The following is a 20,086-nucleotide window of genomic DNA, read 5'->3' as shown; positions in this document are numbered from 1 at the left end:
GTCGAAAAAATAGAACAAAATGGACAAAAATAGGTCGGATCATAGAAATCCGACCTATTTTGTCAACGGTCTGAAAGCCCCCTCTTTGAAAAGGGGGCTTTTTTGCGTTCGCTCGCTTCTTTAAAAATACTGTTGCGAAAAAGTCCGGAATCCAGCGGTCCGTTTTGCTTATGCTTTCACTCCGGCAATCAATGCCGCTTTCAGACAAAAAGACACCGGATGCCCGTTTTCATCGTGGACGATGTTAAACATGTCGCGGCACGACTGGGACGGCTCTGACAAATGGGCATGGATGGCTGCCTTTCTTTGTTCAGGCACGGCGCCTCTTCGAAGCCAGCTCTCGTAATCGATCGGAAGATTCCATCTCTCCCGGACGGCAAAATCAAGTCCGTTCTCTTCAAACAGCTTCTGCCATTCGCTCTCTGAATACTCCCTTACGTGTGACGGGTCTCTCAATTGATTGAGCCGATTTATAAAGCGGTCTAAAGCTTCGTCTGCAGGAGCACAATGATCGATGAGGAGAAAGGAGCCGCCTTTTTTCAAGACGCGCGCGATTTCCTGCATGGACCGGCTGATCTCCGGGAAATGGTGGGCTGCATACCGGCATGTGACAATATCAAAAGACCCGTCTGCAAAATCCAATTGTGCTGCATCGCCTTGAAGAAAAACCACATTTTCAGCATTTTTCTGTTCGGCAAATTGAGCCGCAGTTTGAACCATTTTTTCTGTAATATCGATTCCTGTGCAATGTTTGACAAAAGGCGAAAAGGCAATGGCCGTATGTCCCGCTCCGGTTCCGATATCAAGCAGGGTTTCACCGCCGTTCAGATTCCGGCAGCTGACCATGGCATCAAGATCTTTTCCCGATGAGAACAGCGGTTCATCGCGATATTGCTCCGGATTTTTTGAAAATTGCCGTTGCGCGCTAGATTTCATTTGTATCATCCTCCTATCGGCTATGTATTTATATTAGGGGAGTCGACAGCCATCAGTCTAAGATATAAAATGTATGAAAATGATAGACGGAAACTATGGGGGTGCGGGTATTGGATATGAGGCTTTTTGAATACGCGGCAGAGATTTTCAAAAAAGGCAGTTTTTACAAAGGCGGCTGCCAGCCTGCATATCGCTCAGCCTTCACTGAGCCAGCAAATTAAAAAGCTGGAAAGCGAGCTCGGCTTTCCGCTGTTTTACAGAAATAGAGAGGGGGTCTCGCCGACTCCTCAAGGGATGCGCTTCATCCGAAAAGCGCAGGATATTTTGCGGTCAAGAGATGAACTGCTGTATGAAATGCGCGATCAGCTCGAGGAAATGGGGACGGAGTTATCGATCGGCGTTCCCGCTGTCACGGGAGGGTATCTTCTTCCGCCGCTCCTGAAAGCCTTTCTGAAAAAGCATCCGAACGTACAGGTTCAGCTGATAGAAGACTCGCCGGCGGCATTGGAAAAAATGACGGAAAACGGAACGGTGGACCTGTCGATTCTCCCTTTGCCGATTGAAAATGACAGGCTCGCGATCCGGCCGATACTGACCGAGCCGCTTTTTTTGGCGATTCCAAATGAAAGGGAGAGCTGGATGACCGGCCAATTGCGGAAGCTCATCGATTCGGTCCGGTCGAATGCCGAAAATCTCCCTCTTGCTTTGAAAACGGCCGAGGGTGTGCCGTTTATTTTACTAAAAGAAGGCTACGGTTTCCGTAGAATGGTACTCGATTTATGTGCGGAGGAAGGGTTTCAACCAAAAGTGACCTTCAAAACAAGCAGCATTGAAACCGCCCAATCTCTCGTTGAACACGGAATGGGGGTCACGGTCGTGCCCCGGATGGTCATGCGGAAAGGGTCTGACAGGATCGTCTATGTACCTTTGCAATCCGATCCGTCCCGGACGCTTGTGTTTGCTTATCCGGAAACATGCTATTTGAGCCGGGCGGCAAGGGCTTTTATGGAGATGACCAAAAAAAAATCAGACCTCTATGTTTGAAGAGGTCTGATTTTGTAGTTACTTTTTCGTTTCCAGTTTGAGCGGTGCGGGTATCGTTTTTTCAACTTTTTTGCCGTTCAAAATATCCCGGGCCGCTTGTACGGCGAGCTTGCCGATCAATTCAGGCTGCTGGGCGATCGTGGCCGACATGTCTCCGGCCTGAACCGCTTTAACCGCATCTTCATTGCCGTCGAAGCCGACGACAAGTATCTCTTTCCCTGAGCTTCTGATCGCTTCAATCGCGCCGAGCGCCATCTCGTCATTATGGGCGAAAACCGCTTGAATATCAGGATTTCCTTGAAGAAGGTTCTCCATAACGTTCAACCCTTTTGTCCGGTCAAAGTCGGCTGTTTGCTTAGCGATCACATTCAGCTTGTCATCAGCGGTCTTATGAAACCCTGAGCCCCGTTCCCTTGTTGCCGATGCGCCGGGGACGCCTTCAAGTTCAGCCACTTTTGCGCCTTTGCCGAGCTGCTGTACGATAAAGTCCGCTGCCATTTGCCCGCCTTTTACGTTATCTGAAGCTACGAGCGTTTTTACTTTTCCGTTTTCGGCGGAGCGGTCAAGGGTGACGACCGGAATGCCAAGCGAATTGGCCGATTGGACTGCCGTTGAGATGGCGGAGGAGTCGGCCGGATTGATCAATAAAGCGTCAACGCCTTGCTGCAGAAGATCTTCGACATCATTCGTCTGCTTTGCCGAGTCATCCTGTGCATCGACGACAATCACTTCAATGCCTTGTTTTTTGGCTTCTTTGACAACTCCGTTCTTTAATGAAACGAAAAATGGATTTTTCAAAGTCGAGACAGATAAACCGATTTTGATATCCGTTCCTTTTTCTTTATTTGGCTTTGCCCATTCCGGCGGCTCCAGCGAGCAGGCGGACAGAAACAGAAGCGCCAATGCGGTGAAAACCGTTAATGTTTTTTTCATCAGTATAGCCCTCCTTAAGCGGATTTCTTGCGGTCCAGCAGGACTGCGATTAAAATGACGACACCTTTGACGACCATTTGGAAAAAGGAAGAGACGCCAAGCAGGTTCAAGCCGTTATTCAACGTTCCGATGATGAGGACGCCGATGAGTGTGCCGGCAATTCGTCCTCTTCCTCCGGCAAGGCTTGTACCGCCTAATACGACCGCAGCAATGGCATCGAGTTCGTAGGAAGTGCCTGCTGTCGGCTGGGCTGAGTTTAGCCGTGACGTCAAGATGGCTCCAGCCAACGCGGATAATAGGCCGGCAAGAGAATAAATCATCATTTTGACGCGCGGAACTTTAATGCCTGAGATCAGGGCCGCTTTTTCATTTCCGCCGATTGCATACGTTCGGCGGCCGAAAGGCGTTTTGTGAAGGATCACCCAGAGGATGATAAAGGCGGCCGCCATTGTAATCGCAGGGACGGGGATGCCTAAAAAGTAGCCGCGTCCGAAAAGCTGGAAGCCGTAGTGATTACCGAGCCCTGTAATCGGATTGCCGTCTGTGTAAACCATCGTCAATCCGCGGAAAATCGTCATTGTCGCAAGTGTTGCGATGAACGGGGCCATTTTACCTTTCGTGATTAACAGCCCGTTGACCAAGCCGAGCAGGGCTCCGATCAGGCAGCCGATGATGACGGCAAAAACAGGATCGATGCCGCCGGCGATCATGCCGGCGATCAATGCGCTCGACAGCGCCAAAATCGCTCCGACGGAAAGGTCGATGCCGCCGGTCAAAATGACAAAGGTCATGCCGAACGCGATCAGCGCATTAATGGCGACTTGTCTTAACAAGTTTAAAATATTTAACGGTTCTAAAAAGCTCGGGTTTAATACTGAGACGATGACGACGAGAATTATCAGGCCGAGAAACGGACCGAGCTTTTGCATTACAGAATCGACATTAAGGCTTTTTTTCACAGCCGGTTGAGTTTTCATGTTACCGCCCTCCTGTAGCGAGTGTCATAATTCGTTCTTGCGTGGCATCATTTCTTGATAGCTCACCGCTTAGCGTTCCTTCATGGATCACAAGGACGCGGTCGCTCATCCCGAGAATCTCGGGCAGCTCTGAAGAGACCATGACGATCGCGACACCGCGGTCTGTCAGTTCGTTCATCAGCTGATAAATCTCCCTTTTCGCGCCGACATCGACGCCTCGCGTCGGCTCATCCAAAATCAGCACTTTAGGGCCGATCCCGATCCATTTGGCGATGACCACTTTTTGCTGGTTCCCTCCTGAAAGGTTTCGCGCGCGGGTTTCCGGCGATTCTGTTTTGATCGTCAGCCGCTTGATCAGAAGGTCGACAAATTCCTGCTCGCTTTTTTTGTCAATCCATCCTTTCGGTGAAAAGCTGGCGAGATTCGGAAGGGCGATATTTTCCCTGATGGACGTGTCGAGCACAAGTCCTTCATCCTTGCGGTTCTCGGTAATAAAGCCGATTCCTTTTTGAACGGCATCGCTCGGTTTTTTGAGCGTCGCTTTTTTGCCTTCGATGAAAATGTCTCCCGAATCAAGCGGATCGAGCCCGAAAACCGCCCTCATCAGCTCGGTGCGCCCGGCACCCATCAGTCCTGAAATCCCGACGATTTCACCGGAGCGGACGGTAAAGCTGATATTTTGGAAGACGTCTTTTTTGGATGCCTGCTTGACTTCGAGAACGACGCGTCCCGGATTTGGCTGTCTTTCAGGATAGCGTTCGGTCAGCTCCCGTCCGACCATCTTTTTCACCACTTCATGAAAGTCCGTGTCGGGAATCCGTTTCGTGTCGACCGTTTTTCCGTCGCGCATCACCGTGATCCGGTCGCAAATCGTGAAGATCTCTTCCATGCGATGGGATATATAGACGATGGAGACGCCGTTTTTCTTTAATGCTCTGATGACGCCGAACAGTTTTTCAATTTCTCTTTCTGTCAACGCTGCCGTCGGTTCATCCATGATGATCACTTTCGCGTCTGTCATAAGGGCTTTTGTGATTTCGATCATTTGCTGCTGGCCGACGGAACAGTCTCCGGCTTCTTTTTCAAGAGAAATCGAGACTCCGAGTCTTTCAAGCTGCTCTTTTGCTAGCGCTTTCATTTTCTTGTGATTTAAAAATCCAAGTTTGGAAGAAAGCTCTCTGCCGATAAACAGATTTTCCAAAACGGTCATTTCAGGCCAAATGTTCAGCTCCTGATGGATAAAGGCAATGCTGTTCTGTTCGGCTTTCTTTGGATCTGAAAAATACGTTTCTTTTCCATCGATCTCGATCGTTCCGCTGTCCAGCCTGTGAAGTCCAGTCAACAGATTCATGAGGGTCGACTTTCCGGCGCCGTTTTCTCCCATTAAAGCGTGGACTTCACCTTCCTGAAGTTCGAAAGAAACGCCGGACAGCACCTGGTTTTGGCCAAAAGCTTTATAAATGTCCTTCATTTTAATATGCATGGACTATCCCTTCTTTCCAGATGGAGAATGTAAACATCTAAAAGATCACTCCCGCGTGCAAGATGCAATTTGCATAAGGTGTGGCTTCCCCTGTGCGAATGACCGCTTTTGCGTGACTCGTCGCTTTTTTGAATGCTTCGTGCGGGATATAGTCAATTTTTCGGTTTGAAAATTCCGCTTTTAAAAATGCGGCTTGACCGGGATTGACGCTTTCTATTTCTTCGGCTGCCGTCACTTTTTCGACGGCCATTTCAGCGGCGATGAGCTTTGTGACCTCTTGAAATCCGGGCGTGCCCAATGTCAGTGCAAGATCGATTTTGGGGACGCCGGGAGGAACGGGCAGCCCGGCGTCCGCGATGACGACGGTGTCGGTATGCCCGAGATCGGCCAGTAATTTTGCGATATGGCTGTTTAATATTCCGTGTTTTTTCATGACAATTCACGCTCCACTTCATCCCGTTTCGGCATCCCGCCTTGCGCGCCGAATTTCAAAACTGAGAGGGAAGCCGCCCGGTTCGCAAAGCGCAAGGCAGATTCGATGCTTTGTCCTTCGGAAAGCGCGACGGCCAATCCCGCATTGAAGGTGTCTCCGGCTCCCGTCGTATCAATCGCATTGACAGGAAATGAAGGAACGATCCTTTCTTCCAGACCATTGTGATAGCGGACCCCGTTTTTTCCTTCTGTGATGAACAGCTTCTCCGGATAGCGCTTTAACGCTTCCTCCCGGGACATGCCCTGAAACAGTACCGAAGCTTCATGCTCGTTTGGCGTAATGTAGGCCGCATGTTCGACCGTTTCCGGGCGAAGCGGACGGGCTGGTGCCGGATTCAGCAGGAGAGGAATGCCGAGTGAGCTGCACAGTCCGCTGACATAATCGACGGTTTCTTCCGGAATCTCCTGCTGAATCAGAACGATGTCTGCCTGTTTAATCGCAGGCAGCGCTTTTTGAACGTATTCAGGTGTGACATGGTCATTTGCCCCTTTGACGACGATGATACTGTTGTCGCCGTCTGCGAGAACGATATGTGCGGTGCCGCTTTCCTGACCTGTAACCGGTTCCACATAATCTGTCAAAACACCATTCGCTTGAAAATTGTCAAGGATGGCATTTCCGTAATGATCATCGCCGACGCAGCCGATCATATAGACCTCTGCACCAAGCCGGGCCGCAGCCACTGCCTGGTTGGCGCCTTTTCCGCCCGGAACCGTTTTAAAAGATTCGCCAAGCACCGTTTCTCCGGCAGCCGGCCGCTTGGGCGATGTCACGACTAAATCCATCGAAGAGCTGCCAATCACACATATTTTACTCATTGTCATTCCGCCTTTCTTGTCGTTTGTCTTTCAATAAAGGCAACCGGCATCTGCACTGCCAATTGTTCAATAAATTCATTTTTCATTAATCTCAGCAGCAGTTTTGCCGCTTCTTTTCCCATTTCATAGGCGGGCTGCCTGATCGTTGATAAAGAGGGGAAAAGCAATTCGCTTTGCGGAATGTCATCAAAGCCGATAATCTGCAGTTCGTCGGGAACTTTGATCTTCCGTTTCAAGGCTTCATGCAAAACGGCTGTCGCCACAATGTCATTGCTTGCGATTACGCCGTCTGTTTCCGGATAGGTGGCAAACAGCTCTGCCGCCCGTTTTTGGGCTTCCGGAAATGAAAATGTCTCGGTTTTCATAACATGAAAATCGATATCGGCCCCGCTTAGCATCTCCAGCGCTCCGTTGAAACGGTCTCTTGCAGTCTGAAGGTGGGCCGGTCCTTTGATCAGCGTAATTCGTTTCGCGTTTCTCCTGACCATTTCAGCCGCTGCGATTCTGCCGCCTTCGCGGCTGTCCGCGAATACAGCCGGCGCATTCTCGCCCGTCCGGTCAAGGAAGACGATCGGCATGGACAAGTCTTGATAATTTGGCGCATCCGGATAATTGGTCGCTGAAATGACCCCGACCACATGATTTTGTTTAAACGTCTGCAAATAATCAAGCTCTTTCTCCAAATTTTCATCGCTGTTTCCGAAGATGAGCCGGAAGCCGAGGCGGTTGATCTCATCTTCAACGCCGCGCGCAAGCTGAGGAAAGAACGGGTTTGTGATATCCGGCAGCAGCAGTCCGATCAGTCTGGACTCCCTTTTATAGAGAGACCTGGCTACTTCATTCGGGTGGTAATTCAGTTCTTCCATCGCTTTTAACACGCGTGTCCTCGTGTCTTCATGGACGTATCCCGTCTCATTTAATACCCGGGAAACCGTAGCGACAGATACTTTTGCAGCAAGTGCGACGTCTTTAATCGTAGCCAAAAAAGACTTCTCCTCTCCATTTGTGTAACCGTTTACATAAAGATTATCATGATCCTTTAAAAATCTCAATAAAAAAAGGGCGGGCGCAGAAATTTTTAGCCGGGTTGGGATATAGAGACATATACAGGTGTGTTGAATAGAAAATAACCTTCATTCGGCATAAATTGGCGAATACAGTAACAATGAGAATAATAAGAAAAATTAAAAATGTTAAAGTTTGATGAATTATCGTTGAAAAAAATTAATGGCTTTTTAAATCTTAGGATTTTAACCTAAAATCTGAAGAAATAAGGTGAATCGAACGGCTCACAAAAAATTTGGATTTGTTAATGAATCCCGCTTTATGCTAAAAGAAATTTTCATTTTTTAATAGGTGATCTGATTGTCATAGGACGTATTTGTTTTGAAGAGGGAACATTGGTGACTTTTTAACCTGTTGGAAAAGAGCGAAAATACAAAAAGAAAGGAGATATCCCGGTTGACAGCCCATTTCTAGGGGATTTCAGCCGGGGGATAAAGAGATCCTGAATTCATCCTTCAATCTTTCATCAGAAATAGGGAGAAAAGTACAAAAATCATAATGTCGAATTTTGAAAGCGCATACTTAAAGTGCTGACAAAAAACTGATAGGAATTAAGGACTTCTGATTTCCAAAAATATCAATAAAAAGATAGGCATTAATGACTCGGGTGAGGTGATCTTTGTCACGGAAAATTTCGTCGTCTTCTGTTACATAATGCCGATTGTGATTTCATAGTGAACCTATATACTGATGAATGAATTTACATATCAGATTCCAAGAAGGAGATGTAGACAAACAATGTGGGTAATGCTATTAGCCTGTGTGATCGTTGTTGGGATCGGCATTTATGAAAAAAGGCGCCACCAGCAAAACATCGATGCGCTGCCTGTCCGAGTGAACATCAACGGGATACGCGGAAAGTCCACGGTGACAAGATTAACAACAGGGATATTAATCGAGGCAGGCTACAAAACAGTAGGGAAAACAACCGGGACAGACGCAAGGATGATTTATTGGGACACACCGGAAGAGAAACCGATCAAAAGAAAACCTCAAGGCCCGAATATCGGAGAACAAAAAGAGGTTATGAAAGAAACGGTGGAAAGAGGGGCCAATGCGATTGTCAGTGAGTGCATGGCCGTTAACCCTGATTACCAAATCATCTTTCAGGAAGAATTGCTTCAGGCTAATATCGGCGTGATCGTGAACGTGCTGGAAGATCACATGGATGTGATGGGACCGACTTTGGATGAAATTGCAGAAGCTTTTACAGCAACCATTCCTTATAATGGACATTTAGTTATCACTGATAGTGAGTATACCGATTTCTTTAAGCAGATTGCAAAAGAGAGGAACACAAAAGTTATCGTCGCAGACAATTCTAAAATAACAGATGAATACCTCAGACAGTTTGAGTACATGGTATTCCCTGATAATGCGTCTCTTGCGCTCGGTGTGGCTCAAGCGTTGGGCATTGACGAAGAAACCGCTTTTAAAGGCATGCTGAATGCGCCGCCTGATCCGGGAGCCATGAGAATTCTGCCGCTGATGAACGCCAAAAACCCCGGACATTTCGTCAACGGTTTTGCGGCCAATGACGCAGCTTCGACTTTAAACATATGGAAGCGTGTAAAAGAAATAGGCTATCCTACGGATCAGCCGATCGTCATTATGAACTGCCGCGCCGACAGGGTAGACAGAACACAGCAGTTTGCGGAAGATGTCCTTCCTTATATTGAAGCAAGTGAACTTGTGCTGATTGGAGAAACAACAGAGCCGATCGTCAAAGCATATGAAGCAGGCAAAATTCCTGCGGACAAGCTGTTTGATTTTGAGCACAAATCAACGGAAGAAATCATGTTCATGCTGAAAAACAAGCTTGAGGGCCGCGTCATTTACGGAGTCGGAAATATCCATGGAGCAGCGGAGCCTCTCATTGAAAAAATACAAGATTACAAGATTAAGCAGCTCGTTAGCTAGGAGGAAGAAAACACAATGTTTGGATCAGATTTATATATCGCCCTCATTTTAGGAGTCTTACTCAGTTTGATTTTTGCAGAGAAAACGGGAATTGTACCAGCCGGCCTCGTCGTACCGGGTTATTTGGGACTTGTGTTCAATCAGCCAATTTTCATGTTGCTCGTTCTTTTTGTCAGTTTGCTGACGTATGTCATCGTGAAATTCGGACTTTCCAAAATTATGATTCTATACGGACGCAGAAAATTCGCAGCGATGCTGATTACGGGAATTCTTTTGAAAATCGGTTTTGATTTTATATATCCGGTGATGCCGTTTGAAATTGCCGAATTCAGGGGAATCGGAATTATCGTGCCGGGGCTGATCGCGAATACCATTCAAAGACAGGGATTAACGATTACGCTTGGAAGTACGCTTTTATTGAGCGGAGCAACATTCGTCATTATGTATGCTTACTATCTAATCTAAAGTTAGGTGTGTCAAATCGATGAAAAAACAACTGAACGTTCAGGAAAAACTGCTGAAGCTGACGAAGCAGGAGAAAAAGAAAACAAACAAGCACGTCTTTATCGTATTGCCCGCTATTTTCTGTTTAATGTTTGTCTTCACTTGGGTCGGAAGCGCCAAAACTCCTTCGCAAATGGACAAAAAAGAAGATGCCAAGCTCACAGCTACCTTTATGGGCGATATCATGATGGGAAGAAACGTAGAAAAAGTGACAAACTTACACGGTTCGGAAAGTGTCTTCAAAAATGTGAAGCCGTACTTTAATGTGTCAGATTTTATCACAGGAAACTTTGAAAACCCTGTAACCAATACAAAGGACTATCAAGAGGCAGAAAAGAACATCCATCTGCAAACGAATCAAGAATCAGTCGAAACATTGAAAAAGCTGAACTTCAGCGTACTGAACTTTGCCAACAACCATGCGATGGACTACGGGGAAGACGGTTTGAAGGATACGCTGAATAAATTCTCAAATGAGGACTTGGAGCTTGTCGGAGCAGGCAATAATCTCGAAGACGCGAAACAGCACGTATCCTATCAGGATGTGAACGGTGTAAAAATCGCAACGCTCGGTTTTACAGACGTCTACACGAAGAACTTTACAGCCAAAAAGAACAGAGGCGGAGTGCTGCCGCTCAGCCCGAAAATCTTTATTCCAATGATCGCGGAAGCATCCAAAAAAGCGGATCTTGTCCTTGTCCACGTGCACTGGGGACAAGAATATGACAATGAACCGAACGACAGACAGAAGGATCTGGCCAAGGCGATTGCGGATGCCGGAGCAGATGTCATCATCGGCGCTCACCCCCATGTTCTCGAACCGATCGAAGTGTATAACGGCACTGTGATCTTCTACAGCCTCGGAAACTTTGTGTTTGATCAGGGCTGGTCAAGAACACGGGACAGCGCGCTTGTACAATACCATTTAATGAATGACGGCAAAGGGCGCTTTGAGGTAACACCTCTCAACATTCGTGAAGCAACGCCGACGCCTTTAGGCAAGAGCGATTTCTTGAAACGAAAAGCGATCTTCCGTCAATTGACAAAAGGAACAAACCTCGACTGGAAAGAAGAGAACGGAAAATTGACGTTTGAAGTCGATCATGCGGACAAACTGAAAAATAACAAAAACGGAGTGGTGAACAAATGAAATTTGTCAGAGCCATTTGGCCGTTCGTAGGTTTAGTGTTGATCATTGCATTCATGTCTGCTTTCAAGTATTCTGATGAATTGTCAAACGATGAAAAAGCTAAAATCTCAACGGAAATCCAAAAAGTGAATCAGCAGGATCAAACAACGGAAAACCAACGATAACAGTGCAGAAAAGAGAGTGCCGCCGGCACTCTCTTTTTGCGTGTGCTGATTCCGGTTATAAAAGACCTGTGAAAAGCGGCTGATTTGAAAAGGAAACACGACAATTTTCTTAACCGGTCAGTGTATAAAGTTTTATAGAAAATCAGGAGAAAATATACATGGTTTTGGGGTTCATGTTTATTGTATTCTTTTGAAGGGAATAAAAACTGACAAATTTCGACTAAGCTTCAAAAAGACATCACCTTACCAATTCGGGATGGGAACTGCACCTCATGTTCATGACCTCTTTAGAATATTTCCCTTCATCCATTTAATCCGCGCTTAGGTGAAAAAGCTGATCATGCTGTGCTGCGCGTTTCTTCTCGCTATGACGCTGCTGTACACGCAAAAAAAGTCCTTTAAATATCCCAATTGAATGACGATGAAAGAGGAAAGAAGAGGAGGAACAGAACAATTGATAAAAAAAGCGGCAAACAAAAAGTTGGTTTTGTTTTGTGGAATTGCGGTGTTTTGGATGTCTTTATTTTTAACGAATCACAATGACGTACACGCCGATACGATCGGCGAGAAAATAGCAGAAACCGCCAGACAGCTTGAGGGTGCGAAATACAGCTACGGCGGAGAGAAGCCGAAAACGGGGTTTGACTCGTCCGGCTTTGTACAATATGTGTTTCAATCGCTCGATATTACGCTTCCAAGAACGGTAAAGGAGCAATCGACCCTCGGAAACATTGTCAGCCGTCAGAAGCTCGAAAAGGGGGATCTTGTCTTTTTCAAAAATGCCGAACTGGAAACGGACGGACCGACCCATGTCGCCATCTACATGGGAAATGATCAAATCATCCACAGCACAAAATCAAATGGAGTTGTCGTGACAAAGCTTGAAGGCAGCTCTTACTGGAGCTCGGGGTATCTTAAAGCGAAAAGGATCACAAAAGAGCCTGAGATTTCTATGGACCCTGTCGTTCAAAAAGCAAAGAGTTATGTCGGTGTTCCATATGTATTTGGAGGAAACTCTCCCGATCTCGGGTTTGACTGTTCAGGGTTGACACAATACGTTTTCAGAGAGGTGCTCGGTGTTTATTTGCCTAGATCGGCGGAACAGCAATGGGCGGTCGGTCAAAAGGTGAAGCTTGAAGATATCCGGCCGGGTGATGTTTTGTTTTTCAGCAATACGTACAAACCGGGAATATCCCATAACGCCATCTATGCCGGGGGCGGCCGGTTTATCCATGCGAGCCGTTCAAATAAAGTGACGATCTCTTACTTGTCGGCTTCCTACTGGCAGAAGAAGTTCACAGGAGTCAGACGTTTTGACAACATGTCCCTCCCGAAAAATCCGATTGTATCCGAAGCGATCAGGCATATCGGCGAAGTCGGTTATCAAAAAGGCGGCACATCGCCTAAAGAAGGCTTTGATACGGCGGGGTTTATCCAATATGTCTATAAAACGGCGGCAGGAGTGGAACTTCCGCGGTACGCTGATAAACAATACAGTACAGGCAAGAAAATCACAAAACAGGAGCTGGAGCCTGGAGATATCGTGTTCTTTAAAGGAACCACTGTTCTCAATCCCGCCATCTATATCGGAAACGGCCAAGTCGTTCTTGTCACCTTGTCTGCCGGTGTGACGACAGCAGATATGGAGACGAGCGCCTATTGGAAAGATAAATACGCCGGAAGCGTCAGAATTGAGTAGCAGAAAACCGCTCGAGTCCATCTTCGAGCGGTTTTCTTAATTATTGATATTCATTTTCCAGCAGTTTGTTAATGAAATAAGCGACGCCGTTTTCATCATTGCTTTTCGTGATAAACGTGCTGATATGCTTCAGTTCATTGATTGCATTGCCCATCGCGATCCGATGGCCGGCTTCCTCAAACATTGACAGGTCGTTCGGGCTATCGCCGATCGCGTAGATGTCTTTTTTCTCGATTCCATAGTGGCGGGCCAGCTCTTTTAAAGCGCGGCCTTTGCCGGATTCATCAGGCAGAATCTCGATGATATGTCTTCCGGAAGATGTGAGTCCTAATTTTGGAAAGGCTGAAAGGTCTTCTTTTGCTTTTTTCAGCTTTTCCATATCAAATGAGAAGCACAACAGCTTATAAATATGTTCGTCTCCGTTAAAAACCTCGCGAATGTCGGGCACTGGTTTGATGCCGAATTGTTTAAACTGAGTCAGTGCGCCCTGCCAAAGCGTATCCCTGTCTTCATTAGGGTTGGCGCTTGTGACGATATCAAGCTCTGCTTCAAGCTTCTGCTCTCCGTCATAAGGAGAAAGCAGCGCGTCGTCCGTATAAACCTCAAAATAGATTTGATGATCTGTTAAGTATTGGGCCGCCTTTTTTCCGGCTTCCTTGTCCATTAACGTTCTGCTTAGGAGCTTATAGTTGAAATCGTGAACCGTTCCCCCGTAATCGGAATATCCAAATCGTTCAGCAGCGCTTTGACGTCAAATGTGGCCCGTCCCGTGCAAATGGTTACGATGCAGTCTGAGATGAGCGCCTTTTTGATAGCGGCCCGGTTTTCTGCGGATATTTGACTTTCGGTATTTAAAAGAGTCCCGTCTAAATCGATCGCAATTAACCTCATTATGTAAAGATAACCTCCTGTAAGAGAGTTTGCCGTTTTTCGGGAGGCGAAAAACAGCTCTCTTCGGCAGTATTCCCTAAAAGGACATGTTATGTAAAAGGCTAAACCTAAATTTAGATTTTTTCAATAGTAAATCTTGAGTTTCATGAAATAGAAAAAGGATGAATCATCTTCATCCTTTTTCTCATTATACATCTAGCTGCTGTTTTAATTCCTGCTTGATTTCATTGAGATTTTCCTGGTCAAGCTGGAAATAATAGACTTTGCCCGGTTGATAATCGCTCCCTTTCAATTGAAGGGTATCGATCGTTTGAATGGACGTCATAAACGGGATCAGCCCGATTGCATCATTCAGCGACAAGTTCATTGATACGTTCTTTCCGACTGTATCAAGGATATCGTCATAAGCAGGGATGGCAGTAAGCGATTTGGATTTGTTGATAATCGATTTGATGACTTCCATCTGGCGCTCGCCGCGCTTCAAGTCCGTATCGGCTTTTCTCGTTCTTACATAAGCAAGGGCTTCTTCTCCGGTGAGCGTCTGCTCGCCTGTTTGAAGGTTGACTTTGCCTTTCGTATCCTTTTTAATCTGCCGGACAATATAGTCTTCTTTGATTGTGATCGGTACACCGCCGAGCTCGTCAACTACTTCTTTGAAAGCTGAAAAATTGGCTTCCATGACGTAATCAACCGGAATGTCGAGCAGGTTTTCGACGGTTTCTGTACTGAGGTCGCGCCCGCCTAATGAGTGGGCATGCGTGATTTTATCAAAGCCGCGTCCAGGGATGTTAACATAGGAATCCCGCGGGATGCTCAATAGTTTCACTGATTTGTCTTTTCTGTTGAACGTGGCGAGAACCATCGCATCGCTTCGTTCTTTGTCCATGCTTTGTCCGGGACGGGCATCAATCCCCATCAACAGGATGGAGAAGTTATCTTTTTTAGGATTGAACTCTTTAATCCGCTTGACGGACTGTTCTCCTCTGGAAAGGGTGACTTGCGCATCTTTGGAGGCGTTCGCCACTTTGTAGTACGCATAGCCGCCTGCGGCTGCTGTCGCCGTCAGGATTAAAACAATGAAAAACAATGAGTATTTCACCCATTTTCTTAGTCTCTTTTTCTTCGTTCGTTGCGATCGTAGCATGTATAAGCTCCTCTTTTATTTATATTGAAACGTACAATTGTTGAATAAGTCTAAATTTTGATAAAAAAATGTTTCCCAATCTTGGATTTTACAAGATATTTGCTGTTTTGCATATGGGGATTCTCTGGAAATTCCGCGGGATCTGATCATTTTGCCGCCTTAAATAAGACGATGAAACAGATAAAATGTTTCATATTTTTAAATTCCTTTTAATGGTACTCCGAGTTTCTAGAGGTTTGAAGAAAGCGAGACAAGGTTAAAGATTATAAAAGACGAGCCTTGTTAGGAGGATATACTGATGAAGGGAAAAACATCGAATGCCTGGCTTTATTTTTTTGGAGCCTTGGGCGGTGTGCTCTACGGTTATGATACGGGCGTCATTTCCGGGGCGATTTTGTTTATGAAAGATGAGCTTGGGCTCAATGCCTTTACAGAAGGGCTGGTTGTCAGCGCAATTTTAATCGGGGCGATTTTCGGATCGGGCTTGTCCGGCAGGCTGACAGACCGCTTCGGGAGAAGAAGGGCGATTATGTCAGCGGCTGTGCTGTATTGCATTGGGGGGCTCGGAACGGCCCTTTCTCCAAGCACGGAATATATGGTGGTTTTCAGGATCGTGCTCGGCCTTGCGGTTGGCTGTTCAACGACCATTGTTCCGTTGTACCTTTCAGAGCTTGCGCCGAAGGAATCGAGGGGCGCGCTTTCTTCATTAAATCAGCTGATGATTACGATCGGGATTCTGGTCTCTTATTTGATCAATTATGCATTTAGTGATGCAGGCGCATGGCGCTGGATGCTGGGCTTGACTCTTATTCCGTCAATCGGCCTTTTAATCGGTATCTTTTTCATGCCGGAAAGCCCGCGCTGGCTCTTAACAAAAGGAAAAGAAAAGAAAGCGCGACGGGTTTTGTCCAAGATGAGGGGAGGAAAGCAGGTCGATCAGGAAGTCAAAGAAATTAAAGAAGCGGAAAAGCAGGATCAGGGGGGCTTGAAAGAGTTGCTGGAACCATGGGTGCGCCCGGCGTTAATCGCAGGAGTCGGACTGGCGTTTCTCCAGCAATTTATCGGAACCAACACGATTATTTACTATGCCCCAAAAACGTTTACGAATGTCGGATTTGAAGATTCGGCGGCCATTTTGGGGACAGTCGGCATCGGAACGGTCAATGTCCTGATGACGCTTGTGGCGATCCGCTTTATTGACAGGATTGGGCGGAAGCCGCTTTTATTATTTGGAAATGCCGGCATGGTCATCAGTTTGATCGTGCTTTCTTTCACCAATCTCTTTTTTGGCAATACCGCTGGTGCGGCATGGACGACGGTCATCTGTTTAGGTGTGTTTATCGTCGTATTTGCCGTCAGCTGGGGTCCGATCGTCTGGGTGATGCTGCCTGAGCTGTTCCCTCTTCATGTCAGAGGGGTGGGAACCGGAGTATCGACTTTAATGCTTCATGCAGGGAACTTAATTGTGACATTGAGTTTTCCGGTCCTCATGGAAGCGATGGGCATTAGTTACCTGTTCCTGTGCTATGCGGCCATCGGCATCGCGGCCTTCCTGTTCGTTTACTTTAAAGTAACAGAAACAAAAGGCAAAAGCCTTGAAGAGATCGAGCAGGATTTACGGGACAGGAACGGCGGAATCACGGGAACTGACACGCAGCCGATAGAACGATAGGCAAAAAAGGATGGGTATGGCCCCATCCTTTTTTTGTGTGAGGAGGCCAGCCGATCATGGCTGATCTCTGTTTTCTCCGTCTTCTGGCTGCGAATCGTCATGGCGCGGCAGATTACCCGTTCTGATCGCCCGAAACACGAGAAAGAAAATAACGAAAACAACCAGCCCTCCGACTAGTATTTGCAGCAGCATCCCAACACCTCCGTTTTCTTCTATGTATGAATCATGGCCGCTCTGCATGACGGTTAATGAAACGTTTGTTTAAAAAACTGAATAAGAACCCGGGTTTATCTCACACTAAGTTCAACTGAACGATAATGGGAGTGTGACGATTTGAAAGCTGTAACGTTTCAAGGGCCTCAGCATGTTGAAGTCAGCCAGGTGGAGGACGCCAAAATTGAAAAAAGCGATGATATCGTTGTCAGAATTACTTCTACGGCGATTTGCGGATCAGATCTCCATCTTTATCAAGGAAATTTTCCTCTTCCGAAAGGCTTTCAGCTCGGCCACGAACCGATGGGAATTGTAGAAGAAACAGGACCTGATGTAACAAAAGTGAAAAAAGGAGACCGGGTCGTCATCCCGTTTACCGTTGCATGCGGACATTGCTTTTATTGCGAAAACAAGCTGGAAAGCCAGTGCGATAATGCCAATCCCCATTATGATTCAGGCGGATATTTCGGCTACTCGGAAAAGTTCGGAAACCACCCTGGCGGACAGGCCGAATATTTAAAAGTGCCGTTTGGCAACTTCACGCCGTTTGTCATCCCTGAATCATGTGAGATGGAGGACGAGTCGCTCCTGTTTTTATCAGATGTCCTGCCAACCGCGTATTGGAGCGTGCTTCACGCAGGAGTCAAAAAGGGAGACACCGTCATTGTCCTCGGCTGCGGACCGGTCGGATTAATGGCGCAGAAGTTTGCCTGGATGGAAGGGGCGAAGCGGGTCATTGCAGTAGACTACTTGGACTACCGCCTAAGGCAGGCTGAAGCGTTAAACCGCGTTGAAGTATTTGACTTTACAAAATATCCTGACATGGGCGAGCATTTAAAGGAGATTACAAAAGGCGGGGCGGATGTCGTGATCGACTGCGTGGGGATGGACGGCAAAAAATCTCCGCTTGAGTATCTGGAGCAAAAACTGAAGCTTCAGGGCGGCACGCTCGGACCGATTCAAATTTCTACAAAGGCGGTCAGAAAGTGCGGGACCGTACAGATTACGGGGGTATATGGAAGCAATTATAATATGTTTCCGCTCGGCGCGTTCTTTTCCAGAAATGTTACGCTGAAAATGGGGCAGGCCCCGGTCATCCATTTGATGCCTGAGATTTACAAGAAGATCGAAGAGAATCAATTCGATCCAAAGGAAATCATTACGCATCAGCTTCCGCTTGAAAAAGCCGGCCGCGCTTACCAATTGTTCAACGGCCATGAAGATGATTGCATTAAAGTGATTTTGAAGCCATAGCGATAATAAAGGCTGCCGAGTTATCGGCAGCCTTTTTGGCGCATTATCTTGCCAGCCATCCGCCATCGACGGCCAGCACATGTCCATTCACATAATCGGATGCCGGCGACGAAAGGAATACGGCGGCGCCGGCAATGTCATCCGGATGACCCCAGCGCTCGGCCGGAATCCGTTTTAAGATTTCGGCATTGCGGTTTTGGTCTTCGCGGATCTGCTTCGTATTGTTCGTTGCGATATAGCCCGGCGCAATCGCATTGACCTGGACATTGTGCGCCGCCCATTCATTGGCAAAAGACTTCGTCAATCCGGCTACTGCATGCTTGCTTGCCGTATATGCAGGGACGAGAATGCCTCCTTGAAATGAAAGAAGCGAGGCAATATTGATGATTTTCCCCTGCTTTCGCCCAATCATCTGCCGGCCGACAGCCTGCGTCAGCAAAAATAAGCTGTTCAAATTGACATTGATCACCGCTTCCCAGTTCTCCCGGGAAAAATCAGCCGCTTTTTCTCTGCGGATCGTCCCGGCATTATTGACGAGAATATCAATCTGATGGCGGTCAAGCATCTCTTTTGCAAAAGCCTCTACCTCGTCAAGGTTCCCCATATCAAGCTGATAAGACGTAAACGTTCTGCCGGCTTCTTCGATCAGCCGCTTTGTTTCATCAAGTCCGCTCGTATGTGAAGTGCCGACGATATCCGCTCCCGCTTTTGCAAGCGCTTCGGCAATCCCTTTGCCGATTCCCGTTCCCGGGCCTGTCACAAGCGCCGTTTTGCCTTCAAGTGAAAAATGCAATTCAAGATATCCCATCTCACGTTCACGCCCTTACCGTATGACATTCATCGGGACAGCATCCATGTCCTTAAATGTGTAGTTTTCTCCGGCCATCGCCCATATAAAGCAGTAGTTGGATGTGCCGGAGCCCGAATGGACAGACCACGCGGGTGAAATGACTGCCTGTTCGTTGCCGACGACAAGATGCCGTGTTTCCGTCGGTTCGCCCATGAAATGAAACACCTTTGCATCTTCGGCAAGGTCAAGATACAGATAAGCCTCCATCCGCCGGTCATGAACATGCGCCGGCATCGTGTTCCATGTGTTATTGGGTTCAAGAAACGTAATGCCCATCATCAGCTGGCAGCTTTGAATGCCGTCTGCATGAATCACTTTGTATAGATTGCGGACATTTGAAGAGGCTTCTTCTCCTAAATGATCATATGGCAGCTCTGAAAGCGAAGCTTTTTGCACCGGATACTTTTGATGTGCCGTCGCCGAAATGAAATAAAACTTGGCTCCGTCTTCATTCAAGCTTGAGAAGGAAACGTCTTTATTTCCCAGGCCGATATACAGAAAATCTTTGTGCTCCAGTACGTATTCTTCATCACCGACTTTGACCGCACCGGGCTTGCCGACATTCACAATCCCGATTTCGCGCCGTTCCAGAAAATAGTCCGTTTTTAAAAAATCGCCAGCATCGAGCGCGATGGACTCCTTTACTGGAACAGCCCCGCCGATCACGACTCTGTCTTCATGCGAATACACCATGTTCAGTTTGTTTTCAACAAACAATGACTCTATTAAAAAATGCTCGCGAAGCTCTGCGGTTGTGAATCGTTTCGCTTGTTCCGGATGAACAGAATAACGATTTTCCATACCTTCTCCTCCTTGAATTGGACGTTTTTAGACTGACTTGAATGAAGGGGCCAAAGTTTTTGGTAACGGTTTCAA

18 protein-coding genes and 2 pseudogenes are annotated in these 20,086 nt (G+C 47.0%); 8 read left to right on the top strand and 12 right to left on the bottom strand.

From position 1 onward, the window contains the following. Positions 1-168 precede the first annotated feature (168 nt). On the bottom strand, positions 169-936 hold the full coding sequence (locus QMZ64_RS20770; protein WP_265625469.1) for a class I SAM-dependent methyltransferase: 768 nt from the start codon (positions 934-936) through the stop codon (positions 169-171). A gap of 110 nt (positions 937-1,046) precedes the next feature. Here QMZ64_RS20770 and QMZ64_RS20765 point away from each other — a divergent pair. Then, positions 1,047-1,980 (top strand): annotated as a pseudogene (locus QMZ64_RS20765) (LysR family transcriptional regulator). Between the two features lie 18 nt (positions 1,981-1,998). Here the strand turns inward: QMZ64_RS20765 and rbsB are convergent. From rbsB to QMZ64_RS20735, 6 genes are read right to left on the bottom strand one after another with little or no spacing between them, the layout of a single operon-like run. Next, the gene (gene rbsB, locus QMZ64_RS20760; RefSeq protein ID WP_265625470.1) at positions 1,999-2,913 is read right to left on the bottom strand and encodes a ribose ABC transporter substrate-binding protein RbsB; all 915 of its coding nucleotides are present in this window, start codon (positions 2,911-2,913) and stop codon (positions 1,999-2,001) included. A 14-nt stretch (positions 2,914-2,927) separates the two neighbouring features. Next, positions 2,928-3,890, bottom strand: a complete 963-nt coding sequence (gene rbsC, locus QMZ64_RS20755; RefSeq protein ID WP_020453175.1) for a ribose ABC transporter permease RbsC — start codon at positions 3,888-3,890, stop codon at positions 2,928-2,930. A gap of 1 nt (position 3,891) precedes the next feature. Then, complete coding sequence (locus QMZ64_RS20750) at positions 3,892-5,373, bottom strand: sugar ABC transporter ATP-binding protein (RefSeq protein ID WP_265625471.1); 1,482 nt, start codon at positions 5,371-5,373, stop codon at positions 3,892-3,894. Between the two features lie 37 nt (positions 5,374-5,410). Then, positions 5,411-5,806 carry a D-ribose pyranase gene (gene rbsD / locus QMZ64_RS20745; protein WP_243941862.1) on the bottom strand — a complete coding sequence of 132 codons (396 nt, stop codon included), beginning with the start codon at positions 5,804-5,806 and terminating at the stop codon, positions 5,411-5,413. Then, complete coding sequence (gene rbsK / locus QMZ64_RS20740) at positions 5,803-6,684, bottom strand: ribokinase (protein WP_265625472.1); 882 nt, start codon at positions 6,682-6,684, stop codon at positions 5,803-5,805. Before rbsK ends, rbsD begins: the two co-directional genes overlap by 4 nt. A gap of 2 nt (positions 6,685-6,686) precedes the next feature. Next, positions 6,687-7,667: a LacI family DNA-binding transcriptional regulator gene (locus QMZ64_RS20735; RefSeq protein WP_301441535.1), complete on the bottom strand. Its 981-nt coding sequence runs from the start codon at positions 7,665-7,667 to the stop codon at positions 6,687-6,689. A gap of 820 nt (positions 7,668-8,487) precedes the next feature. On the opposite strand from QMZ64_RS20735, the gene pgsB reads away from it, so the two are divergent. The 5 genes from pgsB (at position 8,488) to QMZ64_RS20710 (ending at position 13,186) form a co-directional block, all read left to right on the top strand. Beyond that, complete coding sequence (gene pgsB, locus QMZ64_RS20730; protein WP_003185833.1) at positions 8,488-9,669, top strand: poly-gamma-glutamate synthase PgsB; 1,182 nt, start codon at positions 8,488-8,490, stop codon at positions 9,667-9,669. 15 nt (positions 9,670-9,684) lie between these two features. After that, the gene (pgsC, locus tag QMZ64_RS20725) at positions 9,685-10,134 is read left to right on the top strand and encodes a poly-gamma-glutamate biosynthesis protein PgsC (protein WP_003185831.1); all 450 of its coding nucleotides are present in this window, start codon (positions 9,685-9,687) and stop codon (positions 10,132-10,134) included. A 19-nt stretch (positions 10,135-10,153) separates the two neighbouring features. Then, positions 10,154-11,323: a CapA family protein gene (locus QMZ64_RS20720; RefSeq protein ID WP_265625474.1), complete on the top strand. Its 1,170-nt coding sequence runs from the start codon at positions 10,154-10,156 to the stop codon at positions 11,321-11,323. Beyond that, positions 11,320-11,487, top strand: a complete 168-nt coding sequence (locus QMZ64_RS20715) for a hypothetical protein (protein ID WP_243941869.1) — start codon at positions 11,320-11,322, stop codon at positions 11,485-11,487. The genes QMZ64_RS20720 and QMZ64_RS20715 overlap by 4 nt, the downstream gene beginning before the upstream one ends. A 454-nt stretch (positions 11,488-11,941) precedes the next feature. Further along, positions 11,942-13,186: a C40 family peptidase gene (locus QMZ64_RS20710; protein WP_243941870.1), complete on the top strand. Its 1,245-nt coding sequence runs from the start codon at positions 11,942-11,944 to the stop codon at positions 13,184-13,186. A gap of 40 nt (positions 13,187-13,226) precedes the next feature. On the opposite strand, the pseudogene QMZ64_RS20705 reads toward QMZ64_RS20710, so the two are convergent. Both QMZ64_RS20705 and QMZ64_RS20700 read right to left on the bottom strand, forming a co-directional pair. Further along, positions 13,227-14,077: pseudogene (locus QMZ64_RS20705) on the bottom strand (Cof-type HAD-IIB family hydrolase). Between the two features lie 187 nt (positions 14,078-14,264). Further along, positions 14,265-15,221 (bottom strand): LCP family protein, encoded by a 957-nt coding sequence (locus tag QMZ64_RS20700; protein ID WP_243941872.1) that lies wholly within the window; start codon positions 15,219-15,221, stop codon positions 14,265-14,267. 298 nt (positions 15,222-15,519) lie between these two features. On the opposite strand from QMZ64_RS20700, the gene QMZ64_RS20695 reads away from it, so the two are divergent. Then, positions 15,520-16,893: a sugar porter family MFS transporter gene (locus tag QMZ64_RS20695; protein WP_265625475.1), complete on the top strand. Its 1,374-nt coding sequence runs from the start codon at positions 15,520-15,522 to the stop codon at positions 16,891-16,893. A 54-nt stretch (positions 16,894-16,947) separates the two neighbouring features. On the opposite strand, the gene QMZ64_RS20690 is transcribed toward QMZ64_RS20695, so the two are convergent. Further along, complete coding sequence (locus QMZ64_RS20690; protein ID WP_023857161.1) at positions 16,948-17,085, bottom strand: hypothetical protein; 138 nt, start codon at positions 17,083-17,085, stop codon at positions 16,948-16,950. A 141-nt stretch (positions 17,086-17,226) separates the two neighbouring features. On the opposite strand from QMZ64_RS20690, the gene QMZ64_RS20685 reads away from it, so the two are divergent. Then, positions 17,227-18,360 carry a zinc-dependent alcohol dehydrogenase gene (locus QMZ64_RS20685; RefSeq protein ID WP_265625476.1) on the top strand — a complete coding sequence of 378 codons (1,134 nt, stop codon included), beginning with the start codon at positions 17,227-17,229 and terminating at the stop codon, positions 18,358-18,360. A gap of 43 nt (positions 18,361-18,403) precedes the next feature. Here the strand turns inward: QMZ64_RS20685 and kduD are convergent, their stop codons facing one another. Next, positions 18,404-19,168 (bottom strand): 2-dehydro-3-deoxy-D-gluconate 5-dehydrogenase KduD, encoded by a 765-nt coding sequence (kduD, locus tag QMZ64_RS20680; RefSeq protein ID WP_265625477.1) that lies wholly within the window; start codon positions 19,166-19,168, stop codon positions 18,404-18,406. 15 nt (positions 19,169-19,183) lie between these two features. After that, positions 19,184-20,011: a 5-dehydro-4-deoxy-D-glucuronate isomerase gene (gene kduI, locus QMZ64_RS20675; RefSeq protein ID WP_265625478.1), complete on the bottom strand. Its 828-nt coding sequence runs from the start codon at positions 20,009-20,011 to the stop codon at positions 19,184-19,186. Between the last annotated feature and the right edge of the window lie 75 nt (positions 20,012-20,086).

The sequence above is a fragment of the Bacillus sp. LB7 genome (assembly GCF_030449715.1).
In the GTDB taxonomy this organism is placed as follows: domain Bacteria; phylum Bacillota; class Bacilli; order Bacillales; family Bacillaceae; genus Bacillus; species Bacillus paralicheniformis.
Note: the sequence above shows the minus strand (reverse complement) of the source record. Positions and strands in the feature narration are given on the sequence as shown.